Genomic DNA, 18300 nt, shown 5'->3' with positions numbered 1-18300 from the left:
GCCCCGAGGCGCGGCCATTCGCCGGAAGGCCTATGCCCTCCGGCGGTCGGGTCCGCACGTCACTCTTCGACGCAGAATTCCTCGTCGGGCACCGCGCAATCGCGCAGTTCCGCGCTGCCGCGGGTCTTGATCCCGCTGGCGGCGGCGCTGCCGGCCACCGCCTTGGGCAGCAACAGCCACATCCGCACCGGCTGGTTGGTCTGCAGCGCCATGCGCCCGGCATTGTCGCCGAAGCCCCAGAAGAAGTCGCCGCGGATGCTGCCGCGGATCGCGCCGCCGGTGTCCTGCGCGAACACCAGGCGACGCATCGGGCCTTTGCCGCCGGGTTGCATGCCGTCGATGAAGACCGGCGCGCCCAAGGGGGTGGCGCGCGGGTCGACCGCCATCGAGCGTCCGGCGCTCAGCGGGACACCGAGCGCCCCGATCGGGCCTTCCGGCCCGTCGCCGATGCGACGGAAGAACACGTAGCTCGGATCGAAGATCCCGGTGGCGGGCACCGCCGTGCCGGCCCCGACCGCCTGTCCGGCGGGCTTGCCGCCGGCGACGCCTTCGTACTCGGACATGTCCATCCGCGCGCCGCCGCTCGATCCCGATGGCGAGGGAGTAGGGGTCGTCGCAACCGCCGTGTCTTCCACGGGTGCCGAGTACGACTCGTCGGCGACCGGGGCCTGCATGAGCAGCTGGATCATCGCCTCGACGTCGGCGGATTCCACCTGCATCGGCGCCTGGTCCACCGTGGCGACTGCAGCCGGGCGCTGCGGCCGCTTGGTCGGCCGCTTGGCGGTCGCCGGCTTCGCCTGCGGACGGCTGGCGGCGCTCGCGGAACCGCCACCGGACAGGGCGGCGACGATCCGCGCGACCTCGTCGTCCGCGGCATCCTTGCGCGCGCCACGGGTGGCGCCGACGCTGCGCGTGCCGCCGGGAACCGCCACGTCCTCCGGCTCCATCAGCGCACGCGCCTTGATCGCCAGCAGCATGGTGTCGGCGTCGCCGCGGGTCGCGTTGGGCAGGAACGGATGGCCGTTCTGCTCGGCATAGGCCAGCCGGATCAGGCCGCCATCCTTCAGCTGGATCTTGCCGGAGCCCTGGATCTGCATCGAGTACAGCTTGAACGGATCGGCCACCCACGCGAGCACCGGCGCATCGAGGCCGGTGGCGTCGATGTCCTTGCGGGTGTAGTAGGGACGGATCGCGTCGCCGGCGATGCGCACGCGGTAGCGCTTGTCGCGGGTGCCGGGCGCGGCGCCCCCGAGGTCGATGCGGTACTGCCGGGCGCCGGCCTCGCCGGCGTCCGCGCCGACCAGGCGGCCCTGCGCAGGCTTCAGCCAGCGCGTGGCGAGGCCGGCGACGGTGCGCGAGTCCACCAGGTACATGTCGCGCGGGATGCCGTAGACCGGATAGCGATAGGCGCCCTGGCGCTGCAGCGAACCGGCGATCAGCGGCTCGAAGTAGCCGGTGAGCTTGCCGGTCGCGGCGCGGGTCGGCGTCAGCATCTGATAGGCGTAGAACTCGTCGTGGATGAACTGGCGCAGGGCCTGGTCGTTGTGCGGCAGGCGCGCGAACTTGCTGCAGATCGGCGCCCACGCGGCGCGACGCTTCATCGCCTTGCAGTTCGAGGCGAAGCTCGCATGGGTTTCCTCGAAGCTCTCGTCCTGCCAGCCGGGGATCTCGTCGAACAACACCGGGACGTAGGCGGCGTTGCGGGTGGCGAAGGCGGGCCCGAGGTCGGGGTTGGTGGGCGCTTCCGGCGCGCTTTGCGCGGCGGCCACGCTGCATGCTGCGATGGCCAGCGCGAGCAGCGGCGTGCGGATGCGCGCGGCGAAGGTCGTGGTGGGATGCGGTTGCATGGGCCTGTGCCTCGACGGCCGCGGTCCGGCCGTGCATGTCGGCGAGAGGCTGCGCCTGGCGCGCGGCGCGGACAATACGGCGTACGCACTATGGCCTGCGCGCGGCAGGACGCGGGCTCACAGGTCCTGCAGCTTGCGCGAGGCGACCACCGCCTCGACCCGGTTGCGCACGTTCAGGGCGCGGAAGATCGCGGCCAGGTGGATCTTGACGGTACCTTCGCTGATGCCGAGCTCGCGCGCGATCAGCTTGTTCGGCTTGCCCTGCGACAACAACCGCATCACGTCGATCTGGCGCTCGGTCAGCAGCTTGCGCAGGCCATCCACCGAGCGCGCCGGATCGGCGACGGGCGGCGGCGGGGCTGGCGTGGCCGCCGGCTGCCAGCCCTGTGCCTGCGCGTTCGCCAGCAGCAGCGGCGGGATGTAGATGCCGCCGGCCAGCACCAGGCGGATGGCGGACAACATCACCTCCGGCGAATAGGCCTTCGGGATGAAGCCGAGCACGCCCAGGTCCATCAGCGCGCGCATGAGCTCGACATCCTCGGATCCGGACAGCACGATCACCGGCAGCGCCGGCGCCTGTTCGCGCAGGCGCGCCACGTGCTGGTGGCCGTGGGTGCCGGGCATGGTGATGTCGACGAGGGCGAGGTCGAGCGTGTCGGCATGCGCCGCCACCGAACGATCCAGCTCGTCGAGGTTCATCGCGACCACGGTCTCGATGCCCGGATCCAGCTCCGCAAGCTTGATCTTCACGCCTTCGATGATCAGGCGGTGGTCGTCCGCGATGAGCACCTTCATTGCGGCCCCTTCATGCGATGTCCCCAGGATGCGCGAGTGGCGATCACGTCGTGCTCGCCTTGGATCACGATATTCCGCGCGCGAGTCGGCCAGCAATACGACATCGCCCTTCCAACGACATAGCTCCTACGGCATATGGTTGCGCCGCGGCGCGCGCCGAAGAATGCCGGGCATCGCGCCAACCGGCGCCATCCACGGACCCCGATGCGCCAGTCCGCGTCCTCGCGTGTTCTTCGCGTCCCCGCTTGCCTGGTGCTGGCGGCGTGGCTCGGGCACGCGCCGGCGATCGCGCAGAACCGCGGGGTGAGCGCGCAGGCCGCAACCGACGCCGCCGCCGCGCAGGTACCCCGGCAAGCGCCCGCGACGGATGTCGTGCGGCAGGACGATGTGGTGCCGGCGATCCCGCAACCTGCGCCCGTGGCTCCTTCGCTGCACGCGCCGCTGTTGCGCGGCGTGTTGTTCAAGGTGGTGCCGCCTGTGCCCGCGTCGGTGCCGGCGGAAAGCCTCGCTGGCGACGTCGCGCCTTCGCCGGTGCCGACACCGGCCGCCAGCTACCTGCTCGGCACCATCCACTTCGGCACGCCGGAAGAGCAGGGCATCGACTACGCCGCGCTCGAGCGCCTGTTGGGCGAAACCGAGACCTTCGTCAACGAGGCCGACCTCGACGCGCCCTGGCAGCCGGCCTACGACGGATATCGCTGGTTGCCGGTCGAGCAACCCCTGTCGGCGATGGTCGGCGCCGCGGAATTCGAACGGGCGCGTGCGCTGCTGCCGACCGTGCGCGCGCAGGACCTCGAGCGCATGAAGCCGTGGGCGGTCCTCGCCCTGCTCGAGGCGCGCGGCGAGTCCGGCGGCGACGCGACGATGGACGCGCGGCTGCAGCGGATGGCCGCGGCCGCCGGCAAGCGGCTGATGCACCTGGAGACGCTGGAGCAGCAACTGCAGGCGCTCGATTGCGTGCCTGCCCAGGAGCATGCACCGGTCCTCGTCGACCGGCTGCGCGCGTCGTGGGTGCTGCGGGTGGAGTCTGCGCAGGCCATGGCCTATTACCGCGCGCGCATGCTCGAGCCCTGGCTGGCCGACATCGACCGCATGGAAGGCTTGGGCGAGCAGGCGCGCAGTGTCGAGCAGCGTGCGCGGCGCTGCCTGCTCGAAGACCGCAATGCGCGCTGGCTGGGCCAGTTGCAGAGCCTGTTCCAGGACGGCCCCAGCTTCGTCGCGGTGGGCGCGGTGCACCTGGTCGGGCCCGACGGGCTGCTCGCGGCACTCCGGCGCGATGGCTACCGGGTGGAGGCGATGCCGCTGTGAACGCGCCCACGACGATGACGCGCCGCGCGCGCGATGGATGGCAAGGAGGACACCCGGGATGAGCGGAGAACGACAAGTCCATTGGGGGCAGGGCGCATTCCTGAGCCCGCAGCACCTGCAGGCGCAGGACTTGTGGCAGCAGGCCGGGCGGCATGCGCTGCACCTGCGGCTGACGCCGTTTCCGTGGGGGTTCGAGATGCTGCGGGTTCGCGAGGACGCGCTGGCCAGCGGCGTGGTCGACGTCGAGCGCTTCGCCCTCGTGACGCGCGATGGCGAGCGGCTGCTCGGCGGCACCCTGGACACCGCGCCCGGCAATGCCCGGGTACCGCAGCGGAACATCGCCGACCTGCCGGTCTCCAGCAGCGACCCGATCCCGGTCTGGCTGGTGTTCAACCGCGAACGCGCCCTGCAGGGGCTGGCCACCCGCGAATCCGGCCGCCTCGCGTCGCGCCACGCGCTGGCCAGCGACAGCCTGGGCGATCCCTACGATCCGCAGGCCCCCGAGGCCGAGGTCGATTTCCTGCTCCACCAGGCCAACATCGTCACCGGCCTGGACGAGAACGCCGAGGCCATCGTGCGCGGCTCGGACAGCTACAAGTTCGCCGAGCTGGTCCCGGCGGGGCCGGGCAAGTTCAAGCTGTCGGCGGACTACATCCCGCCCACCACCGCGATCTCGGCCTCGCACAACCTCGCGCGCTGGACGCGCGCGCTGCGCGACCTGCTGGTCTCGCGCGGGCAGGACTTCGCCTCGGTGAAGCGCCAGCGCGGCATCCGCGCCGCCTCCACCAGCGCGCAGGAAGTGATGCGGGTGCTCATGATGCAGACCTTCGCCCGTCACATCCCGCTGTTCCAGGAACATGCGCGGCTGGGCACCGTGGGCGCGTACGCGATGTACCAGGACCTGCGCCGCCTGGTCGCGGAATTCTCGGTGTTCTCGGAGGACATCGGCTATTTCGGCGAACTCGCCGCACGGCCGCGCGAGACCGAGCTGCCGGACTACGACCACGAGGACCTGCGCCGCTGCTTCCGGATCGGCTTCGACCGCGCCGAGGCGCTGATCAAGGCGCTCACCGTCGGCGCCGAGGTCGGCATCACCCTGGCCTACGACGGGCGCTTCTACCGCGCGGACCTGCCGGCCAACCTGTTCGAGAGCGACAAGACCCGCTTCTACCTCGCCTTCGAGTCCGAGCAGAAGGGCGCCGACCTGTTCGCCCGGCTCTCGCGCACCGGCAAGATCGCCTCGATGGACGAGATGCCGCGCCTGCTTTCGGCGGCGCTGTTCGGCCTGAAGATCGACTTGCTGCCGGTGCCGCCCGAGGAGCTCCCGCAGAAGAGCCCAAACACCACCTACTTCCTCGTCGATACCACGCATCCCTTCTGGCAGATGATCAAGAACGGCCGCAACATCGCGGTGTTCTCGGACCTGCCAGCCGACTCGACCGTGATCAAGCTGTTCCCGGTCGCAACGCAGGACTGAGCGCATGGCCCGTCTTCTGCAGCATTTCCTCCCGGTGTTCTCGTTCGGCCTGGCGCTGGACGAGAAGGTCGCGGCGGGACAGGCGGGCGATCCCGCCGCCGCCGTGGTGGCCCGCGCGCGCGAACTGATCGACCGCGCCAAGACCGCGGCGCAGGCCGACGGCAAGCGCGCCGACCAGATCGATGGCGCCGCGTTCGCGGTGGTCGCCTGGATCGACGAGATCATGGCGCGCAACCCGTCCTGGCTGGTCGCGGGCACGCCGCCGCTGCAGGTGGTGATGTTCAACACCAACAACGCCGGCAACGAGTTCTTCACCCACCTGTCGGCGTTGAAGCAGGACCAGGACGAAGTCCGCGAGGTCTACTACCACGCGCTGCTCAGCGGCTTCGTCGGCCAGTACTACTACGAGACCGGCGACACCGGCGAGCTGGGCAAGCTCAAGGAACTGCACGGCCGCCAGTTGCCGGTCGCGCCCGCGCCGATCCACACCCTGCGCGAGGAGAAGATCACGCCGCAGCCCTACGCGGTCGCCGATCCTTCCGGCCCGCGCCTGCCGCGCCAGTGGGACCGGCTGCTGCTGCGCATCGGCGCGCTGGTGGCGGTGCTGATCCCGTTGCTGTACCTGGCCTACCTGTTGCTCGCCGCGCCCAAGCCCAACATCCAGGTGCCGGTGGAGGAAGCGCTGGCCGCCTTCCCCTGCGCCGACCTCAAGATCGACGCGGTCGACGAGGATGCCGGCAGCGTGTCGGTCTCCGGCTACGTCTCGCGCGCCGACGACCTCGCCGCGGTGAAGCAGCGGATCGAAGCGGTGGACGGCGTGAAGCAGGCCAAGGCCGACGTGCAGTTGCGGATCTGGCCGCACTGCGAGGTGGTGAAGGTGCTGGCGCCGTACAAGGCGCGCAATGCGGATGCCGGCTTCGGCCTGGCGATCACCCCCAGCACCGGCCATTCCGACCGCTTCATCGAGGGTGAGAACGTCATCGTCAAGCTGCGCCAGGCCGGCTACGAAGGCTACCTGTACGTCGACTACTTCACGGTCAACGGTGATGTCGCCCACATCTACCCGAACACCGGCGAACCCGACAGCGGGCGCGTCCTGCGCGCGGCCGAGGAGTTCGAAGTCGGGGCGACGCCGGCGCGCACCTGGACTGTATGCCCGCCGTTCGGGCAGGAGCTGATCACGGTGATCGCCTCGCCGACGCCGCTGTTCCAGGAGGCGCCGGAGGAGATCCAGGCCGCGCAGGACTACCTGCCGCTGCTCAAGCGCACCCTGGACGCACAACGCGGCAACGCCAAGGTGGTCGCCTCCTACTTGTTCATGCAGACCGAGCCCGAGTCCGACCCGGCGAAGAAGCCGACCGCGCTCGCCGCCTGCCAAGCGCCCGCGCCGGCTGCAGACGCCGCCACCGCCGAGCCCGCCATGGAGCCCGCCCCATGAACCCGCTGGATTTCGTCGAACGCCTGTTCTCGAGCATCGGTTCGATCTTCTCGCGGATCGGTTCGCTGTACGCGCAGGGCGCGGACACCGCGAAGAAGCCCTGGTTGCGGCGCATCGTGGTCACCCTGGTGTTGCTGGTCGTCGTGGCCGGGCTCGTGTTCCTCGCGCTGGCGCTGCTGCCGCTGCTGCCGATGCGCTTCTGGCAGGTGCTGGGCCTGTGCGTGGTCGCGCTGGTGGTGCTGTGGTGGTTCATGGCCGGGCAACGCAAGGCTTCGCTGAAGGGGCGCACGCGCAAGCGGATCGGCGACCTCGGCCCAGGCAATGCCGAGGATGAACGCGAGCCGGTCGCACGGATGGCGGCCGCCATCGCAGAGGCCAAGCGCACGATCGCGCGCTCGCCCGACATCGACAAGGGCCGCACGCCGCTGTACCGGATCCCGTGGATGTTGTTCGTGGGCGATGCCGCCGCCAACGTCGACGGGTTGCTCCGCGCCGCCGCCGAGGTCTCGCCGTTCCCGGCCGCGGACAAGGCGGCGTTGGCGGCCGACGATGTCTGGCGCTGGTGGTTCTTCAAGTCGATGATCGCCATCGAGATGCATCCGCGCGTGGTCTGCGACGCCAATGCCCGGCTCGATCGCGGGCTCTGGTACCAGGCGCTGATGAAGCTCGCCGACGAGCGCGAGAAGCTGCCCTTGAACGGGATCGTGGTCGCGGTGTCGGCGCAGGCCCTGCTGGGTCCTGCGGATGCCCTGCGCGAAACCGCCACCCGCCTGCGCCGGCTGGTCGACGAGGCGATGGAGCACCTGCAGGTGCGGATGCCGGTTTACTTCGTGGTCACCGGGCTGGAACGCTTGCCCGGCCATGCGCAGGTGCGCGCGACGCTGCCGGCCGAGGCCTTCTCCCAAGCGCTGGGCCACCGGTTCGCCGCGGATGAAGTGGTCAGCGCGGCCAGTGGCGGACGCGTGGCCGAGGTGTTCGAACCGATCGCCGAACGCCTGCATGCGCTGCGCATGACCGCGTTGCGCGCCCAGGCGACGCCCACCCAGCGTCGCGCGGTCTTCGAGTTCGTCGAATCGCTGCGCCAGTGCGGCCCGGGGCTGGCCCTGTTCGTCGCGCAGATGCTGGAGGACAACCCGTTCCAGCGCACCCCGCGCTGGCGCGGCCTGTACTTCGCGGGCGGGGCGGAACCCGCGCATCCGGGTGGCGCTTTCGTCGCGGACCTGTTCACCCGCTTCCTGCCGGCCGACCAGCCCCTGGCCGGGGCCAGCCTGCGCGGCAACGCGGGTCGCATGGCCGTGGCTGGCCTTGGCGTGCTCGCCATGCTGGGCCTGTCGGCATCCCTGGCCTACGGCCTGAAGGCGGCGCGTCGCGATGATGGCGCGTTGCTCGCGCAGACCCGCAGCGCCTGCGCCGAGGTCGCCGACCGCACCAGCAGCGGGCGGATCGAGTGGGTGGCCGGGTGCGGTCGCACCATCGAGGCGCTGGAAGCGGCCGCCAGCGACACCCTGCTCAGTTTCGGCATCCGCCGCGCCGATGCCGACATCGCGGCGCTGCAGAAGCGCATAACCGACGATTTCGCCAACCTGATCCTCGCGCCCGAGGACCAGATGCTGGCCACCGACATCGAGCAACGCCGCGCCGGCATCGAACATGTCCTCGCGATCACCCAGCGCCTGCGCCTGCTGGACGAATGCCGCGACGGCGCCGCCGACTGCCGTGCGCGGGAACTGCCGAATAACGTGAGCTTCGATGCGCGCTCGCGCCTGTTCGCGCCGTTCGCCAGTCCCGACCACGACACCCGCCGTGATCGCGAGAACGCCGAGGCCTTGTTCGCCACCTACCTGGGCTACCTGCGCTGGCAAAAAAAAAACGTCCTTGATGCCGAACATGCCCGGCTGGAAGGCCTGCTGACGCGCTTGCTGGCCAACTACAGCCCGCGTGCCGCCGACTTGCGCGCGTGGGCGGACGCCCGCGGGCAGGGCATGGACCTGGGCAGCTACTGGTTGCCGGCGGGATCGGTGGTGGGCACCGACGGCGGCGAGCAGGCCGCGATTTCCGGTGCCTACACGCGTGGTGCCTGGGAGGGCATCGTGCAGCCGATGCTCGCGACCCTCCGCGCGCGTGCGCCGGACAGGCAGGCGCGCTTCGACGAATTGCGCACCGGCTACTTCCGCGACTACTTCGCGCAATGGGCGAAGTTCCAGGCGCGGTTCCAGGAGGGGCGGACGCTCTGGCGCGGCCGTTATCCCGAGTTGCTGGCCCGCGCCGGCGGGGCCGAGGATCCGTACGCACGTTTTTTTCGTGATGCCCAGCGCGACCTGTACGAGCTGCCGATCGACTGGCCGCTCGCCTCGCGCTGGGCGGCGACATGGGCGCAGATGAAGGCCAAGTGGCACTCCTCGTGGCGTCCGTTCGGCCGCTTCGTGGCGGATTCGTTCCGCTTCGGCGGCGACCGGGTCACTCCGCCGTCCTGGCTGCTGGCGATGCACGACACCCAGGCCCGGGTGCTGGCGGCGCAGCAGGCCGACTACGCCCGCGCCTACCTGCGCCTGCAGGCCGAGGGCTCCGGCGAGGACGCCTACCAGCTTGCGTCCGACCTGTTCGCCAGCAAGGGCAAGGCCGACCAGCCGCCGGCCAGCGAGTACACCGCGCTGATCGCGTCGGTGGACAAGCCCGGCGAGCGGTTCGCCACCGCGTTCAAGGGGGACGACCTCGCCGCATGGTCGATCGTGCAGGGGCCATCGCGCCTGTTGCTGTTCCTCACCGTGCACCGCGCCGGCGAGTTCGTGCAGGCCCGCTGGCGCGAAAGCGTGGTGAAGCCGCTCGCCGCGCTGCCACCGGAGCAGCAGGTGGAGGCGTTGTACGGGCCGCAGGGCAAGCTCGGCGCCTTCGCCAACGATTGGCTCAAGCCCTTCATCACCGAGAAGGAGCGGCTGCCGGTCAAGGTCGCCGGGGTGTCGATGCCGCTGACCGCCGCCTACCAGGGCATGGTCGCCTCGGAGCGCAAGTTCCTGCCGGTGCTCTCGGACGGCCCGCCGTTCCTGGCCGGCAGCTTCACCCTGACCCGGCCCAGCGAACTCGGGGCGCTGGACGAGGCCGAGGGCGGCACGGTGCTGGAGGTCGATTGCCGCGAACGCGTGTTCCGCGCCAGCTCCGCTGGCGAATCGCTGGCCGACGCGACCGCGCAGGTGTTCTGGTCGGCGAGCAGTTGCACCCAGGCGCGCATCCGCATCGCGATCGCGCCGCCGCCTGCTGCAGGCGAGGAAGCCGTGCAGGAATTCGATCCCGCGACCAGCGAGATGCAGCCAGCGGCCCCGGCCGCGGCGCCGATCAGCCTGACCGCGATCTACGACGGCCCCGAGGGATTCGCGCGCCTGATCGAGGATTTCGCATCGGGCGCGCACGCGTTCTCGCTGGAGGACTTCCGCGCCAGCTACAGCCCCGCGCAGTGGACCGAATTGCGCCAGCGCCTGGCCGAAGCCGGCTTCCGCGGCGCACGTGTCCACCTGCAGGTCCAGCTGTCCGACCAGATGCGGCAATTCCTCGGCGCCAGCACCGCGCGTGCCGAGGTCCCCAACGTGATCCTCGAGTGACCGACCCAGGAGCCTCGCCATGGCCATCGACGTCAATGAACTGCTTGCCCCCATCCCGGGTGGCGATCCGGCCGGCAGCGATGCCAGCTTCTCCGACCAGTTCGACCGCATCCGCGAAGCGCGGCGCGCGGACGACCCCAACCTGCCGCAAGGCGACTGGCAGACCGAACCGAAGGTGGCCGACTGGCGCGAGGCGCAAAGCCTCGCCGAGGACGTGCTGGTGCGCACCAGCAAGGACCTGCAGGCGGCGGTCTGGCTGGGCGAGGCGGCGATCTTCCGGCATGGGCTCGAAGGGGCACGCGACGGCTTCGACCTGCTGCACGGCCTGCTGGAGCAGTACTGGGACGGCCTGTATCCGCGCGCCGACGACGGAGACCTGGAAGAGCGTGCCGGCAAGCTGGCCTGGTTCGCGACCTGGGGGGCGCGCGCGCTGCAGCAGATGATGCTCAACGACGATCCGCAGGCGCCGCTCACCCTGGCCGGGTGGATCGATTCCCGCGACGTCGACAACCTCGGCCGGCAGAACGCCGAGGCCTACCAGGCCGCGCTGGACGAAGGACGCATCAATGGCGAGGCCTTCGATGCGCGCATGCTGGCGACGCCGGACGGCGTGGTCCGCGAGCGGATCGACATGGTCCAGGCGGCGCGCGAGGCGTTCGCGCGCTTCAGCGCCACCGCCGATGCGCGGATGGGTCGGGACGCGCCCAACCTCTCCGGCATCGACGATGCGCTCAAGAAGATCCAGCAGGTCTACGCCAAGGTCGGCGCCGCCAAGGGGATCGGCGGCGTGGCGGTGGAGCAGGCGGCAGGTGCCGAGGTCGGCCAGGTGGGCGGCAGCGTGGGCCATGCCGCGGGCATGGGCACGGCACCTGACCTGTCCGCGGGGTCGCTTGCTTCCAAGGAGGCCGCCCTGGCTTCGCTGGCGCAGATCGCGGCCTTCTTCCGCCGCACCGAACCGCACAGCCCCGTGGCCTACCTGCTCGAGCGGGCGGTGGCGTGGGCCAACATGCCGCTGGAGGACTGGCTCGCGGAAGTCGTGCGCGACCAGGGGACCCTGTCCTCGATCCGCGAGCGCGTCGGCCTGGCGCCCAGCTACTGAGCCGGGCCCGCGATGCGCGCGCGCCAGCCCACGTCGAACGGCATATGCCCAAGTCTGGCCGTCCGTCGGATGTTGCGCCGCAGGCGCCGTTCCTAGACTCGTTTCCATCCGCCGGACCGCGCTCCGGCCATCCACCGGGCGCCGCCCGACCACACGCAAGACGGGGAACCTCATGGCCAAGAAGGAAAGCACCCAGCACAAGCTCGACCGCGTGCGCGCCCCGCGCGTGCAACTGACCTACGACGTCGAGGTCGGCGACGCGATCGAGAAGAAGGAACTGCCGTTCGTCGCAGGCGTGGTCGGAAACTTCAGCGGCCAGCCCGCCGAGCCGCTTGCCAAGATGAAGGACCGCAAGTTCGTCAACGTCGACAAGGACAACTTCGACGACGTGCTCAAGGGCATGAAGCCGCGCGTGCAGATGCAGGTCGACAACAAGCTGGCCGACGACGGTTCCAAGCTGGGCGTCGAGTTGAACTTCCGCAGCCTGGAGGATTTCTCGCCGGAGCGGGTTGCCAACCAGATCGACCCGCTGCGCAAGTTGCTGGAGGCGCGGCAGAAGCTCGCCGACCTGCGCAACAAGGCGGCCGGCAACGACAAGTTCGAGGACCTGCTGAACGAGGTCCTGCAGAACACCGACAAGATCGCCCAGCTCAGCAAGGAAGTCGGGCCCAAGTCCGACGAATGAACGGCCGGTTGATCCGCGCCTGACCTGCAGACCACGACGACCAGACCAAGCGAGCTAAACACCATGGCCAATACCGAAACCCAGGCGGCGGGCGCCGCCACTGCCGAAGCCGTCGAAGGCGGATTGCTCGACCAGATCCTCACCCAGAGCAAGATCGCCCGCTCCGACAGCGAGCGCACCCGCGCCCGCGACCTGATCGCCGAGCTGGTCGCCCAGGTCAGCGACGGCGCGATGACCGTGTCGCAGGATGCGATCGCCGCGCTCGACGCGCGCATCGCCGAGATCGACCGCGTGCTCTCCGAGCAGCTCTCGGCGGTGATGCATGCGCCCGAGTTCCAGCAGCTGGAAGGCAGCTGGCGCGGCCTGAAGTACATGGTCGACAACTCCGAGACCAGCACCTCGCTGAAGATCAAGGTCTTCAACACGACCAAGAAGGAACTGGTCAAGGACTTCAAGAACGCCTCCGACTTCGACCAGAGCACCTTGTTCAAGAAGCTCTACGAAGAGGAATACGGCACCTTCGGCGGCGCGCCCTTCGCCACCCTGATCGGCGACTTCGAGTTCGGCCGGCACCCGGAGGACATGTACCTGCTCGAGGAAATCTCGCACGTGTGCGCCGCGGCGCACGCGCCGTTCCTGAGCGCCGCGTCGCCGGAACTGCTCGGCTTCGACGACTTCACCGAACTGTCCGGCCCGCGCGACCTGGCCAAGATCTTCGACACCGTCGAATACGCGAAATGGAAGAGCTTCCGCGCGTCGGAAGACTCGCGCTACGTCGGGCTCGCGATGCCGCACGTGCTGGGCCGCCTCCCGTACGGCCCTGACACCGCCCCCGTCGAGGCGTTCAACTTCGTCGAACGCACCGACGGCAGCGACCACAACAAGTACCTGTGGATGAACGCCGCGTATGCGCTGGGCACCAAGGTCACCGACGCCTTCGCCAAGTACGGCTGGTGCGCGGCGATCCGCGGCGTCGAGGGAGGCGGCCTGGTCGAGGGCCTGCCCACCCATACCTTCGCCACCGACGACGGCGAGGTCGCGCTGAAGTGCCCCACCGAGATCGCGATCACCGATCGCCGCGAGAAGGAACTCGCCGACCTCGGCATGATCCCGCTGGTGCATTGCAAGGGCACCGACTACGCGGCGTTCTTCTCCACCCAGTCCGCGCAGAAGGCCAAGGAATACAACACCGACGCCGCCAACGCGAACGCGCGCCTGTCCTCGCAGCTGCAGTACATCTTCGCGGTCAGCCGCATCGCGCATTACCTGAAGTCGATGATGCGCGACAAGATCGGCAGCTTCGCGTCCAAGTCCAGCGTCGAGCTGTTCCTCAACAACTGGATCTCGCAGTACGTGCTGCTGGACGACAACGCTTCGCAGGAGGCCAAGGCCCAGTACCCGCTGCGCGAGGCGCGGATCGAGGTCGCCGAGGTCCCCGGCAAGCCCGGTGCGTACAAGTCCGTGGCCTTCCTGCGCCCGCATTACCAGCTGGACGAACTGAGCGTGTCGCTGCGCCTGGTCGCCGAACTGCCCAAGTCGGCCCGCTGAGACCCGAATCCCTTTCCACACTGAGGAGAAACCATCGTGGCATCCGATTACCTGCTCGAGATCGACGGCATCAAGGGCGAATCCACCGACGAGAAGCACAAGGACAAGCTGGAGATCGATTCGTTCTCCTGGGGCGTCTCCAACTCCGGCAGCATGGGGCGCGGCGGCGGCGGCGGCACCGGCAAGGCCGAGTTCCAGGACGTGCACTTCACCAAGCAGACCGACAAGTCCAGCCCCTTGCTGATGAAGGCGGCGGCCAGCGGCGAGCACATCAAGAAGGCGGTGCTGACGGCCCGCAAGGCCGGCGGCAAGGGTGGGCAGGTGGATTACCTGAAGATCACCCTGGAAGACGTCATGGTCAGTTCGTTCCAGAGCGCGGGCAATGCGGGCAACAGCTCGATCCCGAACGACTCCTTCTCGCTCAACTTCACCAAGATCAAGTACGAGTACATGCCGCAGAAGGCGGACGGCAGCCTGGAAGGCGCGGTTCCCGCCCAGTACGACCGTTCGCTCAACAAGGCGACCTGAGCTTGCGTGACCGGCGACTGGCTCGCCCGCATGCCGGGCGGGCCAGCGCCACTGTCAGGAGGGGGTTCCGTCCATGCGCAGCCTGATGGATCGCCTGGTGGACGCGCCGCTCGCGGAGGATGGCGGCCGGCGTCCCGCCCTGCAGGACATCCGCAACGGCGTGTCCCGCGACCTCGAGCACCTCCTCAACACACGGTCCGAGGCGGCCCGCCTGATCCCCGAGGCGTTCAAGGAATGCCGGGGATCCTCGCTGACCTACGGCATCCTCGATTTCTCGTCCTACAGCCTGCTGAGCCCGCACGATCGCGACCGCATCCGCCGGTCGCTGGAGCAGGCGATCGCGTTGCATGAATCGCGCCTCACCCGTGTCCGCGTGGCCCTGGAGCCGCAGCGCGAACTGGATCGCGCGCTGCGCTTCCGCATCGATGCGCTGATGGAGCTGGGGGAACTCGGCGAGAAGGTGCAGTTCGACGCGGTGCTGCAGCTCAACACGCAGACCTACGTGGTCCGCTGAGCCGCGCCTGCCTCAGGCCACCAGCAGCGCCATCCGCGCGGTCTGGCGCAATCCGTCTTCCAGCATCCCGTCGAGCCGGGCCTCCCACCAGGCGGCATCGTGCGCGCTCGCGTCGGCCGCAGGCGCAGATGCCTCGCGTTCGACCATGCGCGCCGCGAGGTCGCGGCGCAGGGCGGCGCGATCGCGTTTGCCATCCAGCAGTCGGATCAACTCGATCGCCAGCACGCTGTCCACGCGTACCATCGACGGGCGCAGGCTGGTGAGCAGGTCGGATCCGGATTCCACCTGCATCCGCGCAAGCGCATTGACCTTGGGCTTGGCGCCGGCTTCGGTCGCGAAATCAGGCGGATCGCAGTGCAGGGTCAGCAAGCCCAGCTCGAACGCCGATAGCCAGGCGTGCGCCAACGCCTGCGCGTCCGCCTCGATGGAATGCGGGCTCCGGCTGGCCTCGCGTGCGGCAGCCAGCACGTCCTCGAAGCCGGGCGCCCCGGGGAACGCGTTGCCGATGATCGCCAACGCGGCCTTGATCACCGGATGGTCGGTGGTCAGCGCGGCGCCATCGCCGCTGGTGAAACAGGCGGCCACGCCTTGTGCGAGGTCGAGCGTGCCGCCGTCGGCCGCATCGATGCGGAGGTGGCCCACGGCGTGCAGCCCGCGCACCATCGCGCTGTCGGGCGCTTCGCGCATCGACGCTTCGGCATGGCAGAGCAGGGTCTGGCGGAACCGACGGCCCTTCAGGTAGTCCAGGTATTGCTCGCGCTGCAGGCGATCGCCGTTCGCGCGTGCCGCGAACCGTTCGCGGGCGCCTGGCGCCAGCCCGGCATCGCTCGCCTCGTGATAGTCGGCCTCGGCGAGATACCGTAGCCCGCTTGCCGCTGCATGCGCCGCGAAGTTGGTGATCGAGAACGGCTGGTTGATGTCGGCCAGATCGTCGTGGAACAGCACCGACATCTCGGTGCGGCGGAGCAGGTCGCGTGCCTCGCTGCGGATGATCTCGCCATAGAGCTTCGAACCCGCGACATCGGTGTCGAGGCATTCCAGCAAGGCGCATGCCGCCGCGATGCGTTCCCGTGGATCCTCGATGCCGCGGGTGTGGTGGCCCAGCATGTCCCACATCAGCCGCCGGAGGTGGCAGCCGGGCAGGGCGTTGTAGCTCACGTAGGCGATGCCATGCGCCGACAGCGCCTGCCGGCACAGCGCGAGCAGGCGCTCGCGCACGCAATCCGGGACCCACGAGTAGAACCCATGGGCGACGATGTAATCGAAGGGCGATGGACCCGGATCCCATTCGGCCAGGTCGGCCGCGACCAGCTGCAGGTTGTCCAGCCCGAGGGTTCGCCGCATGGCTTCCCCGCGCGCGATCGCCGCCCGCGACAGGTCGATGCCGACGAAGCGGCTACGCGGGTAGGCCATCGCCAGGGTAAGCAACTGCAGGCCATCGCCGCAGCCGACTTCCAGCAGGCGGCAGGCCGCGGGAGATGCGGAAGCCAGCCCGTGCAGCCGACCGATCGCGGCCAGGCGCGAGGGGTGCGCCTGCGGGTGCACGTGCGAGGGATATTCGAGCAGGTCGTAGCTGAAGGCGTCGGTCATGCGATGGGCATCAATGCGGCGCGGCGCGGTTGGCGAACACGGCGGCCAGCATCGCCTCGCGCAGCTTCTGCGGCGACACCGGCTTGAACAGCACCGGGATCCGGTGCGCGGCGATCTCGCCGATGCGGTCGCTGCGGGTTTCGCCGGTGACCAGCAGGCGCGCGAAGCCGGGGGCCGCCGGGTCCTGCCCGTGGTGCCGCGCCACCGCGCGCAGCACGTCCACGCCGCTGCGGCCCTCGCGCAGGCGCAGGTCGCTGATCACCAGGTCGGGCGGCTCGATCCAGCCCGCGATGGCCGCGAGTGCGCCGGCCTCGTCGGCCGCCGCTCGGATGTCGCAGCCCCATTCGGCCAGCAGGGCGCGCAGGCCTTCGAGGATGCTGGGTTCATCGTCGACCACCAGCACCCGCAAGCCGCTGACATCGAGCGGCAGGTCGGCGTCCGGCGGGTGCCGCGCGGGGGCATCCGGCGCCGCGGCGGGCAGCGTCAACGAGATGCAGGTCCCGCGGCCCGGGCGGGAACCGAGCGTGATCCGGCAACCCAACAAGTCGCCAAGCTTGCGCACGGTGGCCAAGCCCAGGCCCAGGCCGCGTTGGCGCTCGCCATCGCCCGGCGTCGGCGACGCCACCTGGTAGAACTCCTCGAACACCTTCGGCTGGTGTTCGGACGCGATGCCGCGGCCGCTGTCCCAGACATCGATGCGAACCTCCCCCGAGTCCTGGTGGCGGACGCCGAGCAGCACGCCCCCGGCATCGGTGTAGCGCAGCGCATTGCTGACCAGGTTGTTGAGGATCCGGGTGAGCATGGTGCGGTCGGTGCGCACCCAGGCGTCGGTCTTGCGGACCACCAGGCGCAGCCCGCTTGACTCGGCGAGCATGCGGAAGTTGCGGCTGACGTCGTCGAACACGTCGTCGACGTGGACGTCGCCGATCGCCGGATGGACCGCGCCAGTCTCGAGCCGGGACAGGTCCAGCAGCTCCGAGAACAGGTGGTCCAGCGACGCCACGCACTCCTCGATGCGCATGACCTGCGCCAGCTTGGCGGGATCGGATTCGCTGGCGCGCAGGGCCGACGAGAACAGGGTGAGCGCGTACAGCGGCTGGCGCAGGTCGTGGCTGGCGGCGGCCAAGAACCGCGCCCGCGACTGGCTGGCGGCCTCGAGCCTCGCATTCTTGTCGGCCAGCTCCACCATCGTCCTGCCGAGCGCGCTTTCCATCCGGTTGCGGCTGCGCGCCAACGCCTGCGAGGCGTCGTTGACGCCGCGCTGCAGGCGGCCCAGGAGCGGCCCTTCGTCGACATCGAGGCGCACCTGCTCGCCGCGGCCGAGCCGCTCGATGGCCTCGGTCAGCTGCACGATCGGGCGCGCGGCGCGGTGCGCGATCGCCAAGCCGGATGCCGCCACCAGCAACAGTCCGGCGAACAGGAAGCCGGCGATGCGCCACAGGGCCGCGCTGCGTTCCGGGCTGCCCGCGGGATCGTCCAGACAGGCTTCGTAGGCGAGCAGCCCGAACAGCACGAGCACCACCAGCGCCATCGGCAGCACCAGGCGCAGCGCGAGCGGGCGCAACACGGCCATGCCGAGCGTGGCGGGGCGACCGCCTTCGATGGGAGCGACTGGATCCTGCACGTACCACCCGGGCATGGTTCGTACCCGGGAAACGCGGCGCCCGACGCGGACAGGACACACGGCGGCGAAAACGAAAAAACCGCCCGGAGGCGGTTTTTCGCGGATCGATTGGTCGGGGAGACAGGATTTGAACCTGCGACTTCTACGTCCCGAACGTAGCGCTCTACCAGGCTGAGCTACACCCCGACGGCAGAGCAGCGCATTCTAGGGGGCGGCGGCGTTCCGGGCAAGTGGGGGCGGGCGCCCGGCCCGCG

General features: G+C 69.8%; 13 protein-coding genes and 1 tRNA gene. 9 read left to right on the top strand and 5 right to left on the bottom strand.

The annotated features are described in order from the left end of the window. Positions 1–59: 59 nt before the first annotated feature. Positions 60–1847: an MltA domain-containing protein gene (locus ON759_RS12015; protein WP_271680632.1), complete on the bottom strand. Its 1788-nt coding sequence runs from the start codon at positions 1845–1847 to the stop codon at positions 60–62. A gap of 117 nt (positions 1848–1964) precedes the next feature. Then, a complete protein-coding gene (locus tag ON759_RS12010) occupies positions 1965–2642 on the bottom strand; it encodes a response regulator (protein ID WP_271680631.1) in 678 nt (225 codons plus the stop codon). A gap of 204 nt (positions 2643–2846) precedes the next feature. Between ON759_RS12010 and ON759_RS12005 the strand changes: the two genes are divergently transcribed. The 9 genes from ON759_RS12005 to tssE all read left to right on the top strand — a co-directional run bounded on the left by ON759_RS12005 (position 2847) and on the right by tssE (position 14832). Continuing rightward, positions 2847–3950 carry a TraB/GumN family protein gene (locus ON759_RS12005; RefSeq protein ID WP_271680630.1) on the top strand — a complete coding sequence of 368 codons (1104 nt, stop codon included), beginning with the start codon at positions 2847–2849 and terminating at the stop codon, positions 3948–3950. 58 nt (positions 3951–4008) lie between these two features. Next, complete coding sequence (tssK, locus tag ON759_RS12000; RefSeq protein WP_271680629.1) at positions 4009–5427, top strand: type VI secretion system baseplate subunit TssK; 1419 nt, start codon at positions 4009–4011, stop codon at positions 5425–5427. Positions 5428–5431: 4 nt separating this feature from the next. Then, on the top strand, positions 5432–6865 hold the full coding sequence (locus ON759_RS11995; RefSeq protein ID WP_271680628.1) for a DotU family type IV/VI secretion system protein: 1434 nt from the start codon (positions 5432–5434) through the stop codon (positions 6863–6865). Beyond that, complete coding sequence (locus ON759_RS11990; RefSeq protein WP_271680627.1) at positions 6862–10458, top strand: type VI secretion protein IcmF/TssM N-terminal domain-containing protein; 3597 nt, start codon at positions 6862–6864, stop codon at positions 10456–10458. The genes ON759_RS11995 and ON759_RS11990 overlap by 4 nt, the downstream gene beginning before the upstream one ends. A gap of 19 nt (positions 10459–10477) precedes the next feature. Further along, a complete protein-coding gene (gene tssA / locus ON759_RS11985; protein ID WP_271680626.1) occupies positions 10478–11557 on the top strand; it encodes a type VI secretion system protein TssA in 1080 nt (359 codons plus the stop codon). Between the two features lie 172 nt (positions 11558–11729). Next, complete coding sequence (tssB, locus tag ON759_RS11980) at positions 11730–12242, top strand: type VI secretion system contractile sheath small subunit (RefSeq protein WP_271680625.1); 513 nt, start codon at positions 11730–11732, stop codon at positions 12240–12242. Between the two features lie 63 nt (positions 12243–12305). Continuing rightward, complete coding sequence (tssC, locus tag ON759_RS11975) at positions 12306–13790, top strand: type VI secretion system contractile sheath large subunit (RefSeq protein ID WP_271680624.1); 1485 nt, start codon at positions 12306–12308, stop codon at positions 13788–13790. 36 nt (positions 13791–13826) lie between these two features. Then, complete coding sequence (locus ON759_RS11970) at positions 13827–14318, top strand: type VI secretion system tube protein Hcp (protein ID WP_271680623.1); 492 nt, start codon at positions 13827–13829, stop codon at positions 14316–14318. A 73-nt stretch (positions 14319–14391) separates the two neighbouring features. Beyond that, complete coding sequence (gene tssE, locus ON759_RS11965) at positions 14392–14832, top strand: type VI secretion system baseplate subunit TssE (RefSeq protein WP_271680622.1); 441 nt, start codon at positions 14392–14394, stop codon at positions 14830–14832. A 12-nt stretch (positions 14833–14844) separates the two neighbouring features. Here the strand turns inward: tssE and ON759_RS11960 are convergent, their stop codons facing one another. The 3 genes from ON759_RS11960 to ON759_RS11950 all read right to left on the bottom strand — a co-directional run bounded on the left by ON759_RS11960 (position 14845) and on the right by ON759_RS11950 (position 18232). Then, complete coding sequence (locus ON759_RS11960) at positions 14845–16422, bottom strand: methyltransferase regulatory domain-containing protein (protein WP_271680621.1); 1578 nt, start codon at positions 16420–16422, stop codon at positions 14845–14847. Positions 16423–16432: 10 nt separating this feature from the next. Next, the gene (locus ON759_RS11955; protein ID WP_271680620.1) at positions 16433–18061 is read right to left on the bottom strand and encodes an ATP-binding response regulator; all 1629 of its coding nucleotides are present in this window, start codon (positions 18059–18061) and stop codon (positions 16433–16435) included. A 94-nt stretch (positions 18062–18155) separates the two neighbouring features. Beyond that, positions 18156–18232, bottom strand: a tRNA-Pro gene (locus tag ON759_RS11950). Positions 18233–18300: the final 68 nt, after the last annotated feature.

It is taken from the genome of Thermomonas mangrovi, from assembly GCF_028201335.1.
Taxonomy (GTDB): Bacteria; Pseudomonadota; Gammaproteobacteria; order Xanthomonadales; family Xanthomonadaceae; genus Thermomonas; species Thermomonas mangrovi.
Note: the sequence above shows the minus strand (reverse complement) of the source record. Positions and strands in the feature narration are given on the sequence as shown.

What these genes read in the sequence shown, in the direction of transcription:
- ON759_RS12005 (WP_271680630.1), top strand. Translation starts at nt 2,847, where the DNA reads ATGCGCCAGTCCGCGTCCTCGCGTGTTCTTCGCGTCCCCGCTTGCCTG.
- tssC (WP_271680624.1), top strand. Translation starts at nt 12,306, where the DNA reads ATGGCCAATACCGAAACCCAGGCGGCGGGCGCCGCCACTGCCGAAGCC.
- ON759_RS11960 (WP_271680621.1), bottom strand. Translation starts at nt 16,422, where the DNA reads ATGACCGACGCCTTCAGCTACGACCTGCTCGAATATCCCTCGCACGTG.
- ON759_RS11990 (WP_271680627.1), top strand. Translation starts at nt 6,862, where the DNA reads ATGAACCCGCTGGATTTCGTCGAACGCCTGTTCTCGAGCATCGGTTCG.
- ON759_RS11995 (WP_271680628.1), top strand. Translation starts at nt 5,432, where the DNA reads ATGGCCCGTCTTCTGCAGCATTTCCTCCCGGTGTTCTCGTTCGGCCTG.
- ON759_RS12015 (WP_271680632.1), bottom strand. Translation starts at nt 1,847, where the DNA reads ATGCAACCGCATCCCACCACGACCTTCGCCGCGCGCATCCGCACGCCG.
- tssE (WP_271680622.1), top strand. Translation starts at nt 14,392, where the DNA reads ATGCGCAGCCTGATGGATCGCCTGGTGGACGCGCCGCTCGCGGAGGAT.
- tssB (WP_271680625.1), top strand. Translation starts at nt 11,730, where the DNA reads ATGGCCAAGAAGGAAAGCACCCAGCACAAGCTCGACCGCGTGCGCGCC.
- tssA (WP_271680626.1), top strand. Translation starts at nt 10,478, where the DNA reads ATGGCCATCGACGTCAATGAACTGCTTGCCCCCATCCCGGGTGGCGAT.
- ON759_RS11955 (WP_271680620.1), bottom strand. Translation starts at nt 18,061, where the DNA reads ATGCCCGGGTGGTACGTGCAGGATCCAGTCGCTCCCATCGAAGGCGGT.
- tssK (WP_271680629.1), top strand. Translation starts at nt 4,009, where the DNA reads ATGAGCGGAGAACGACAAGTCCATTGGGGGCAGGGCGCATTCCTGAGC.
- ON759_RS12010 (WP_271680631.1), bottom strand. Translation starts at nt 2,642, where the DNA reads ATGAAGGTGCTCATCGCGGACGACCACCGCCTGATCATCGAAGGCGTG.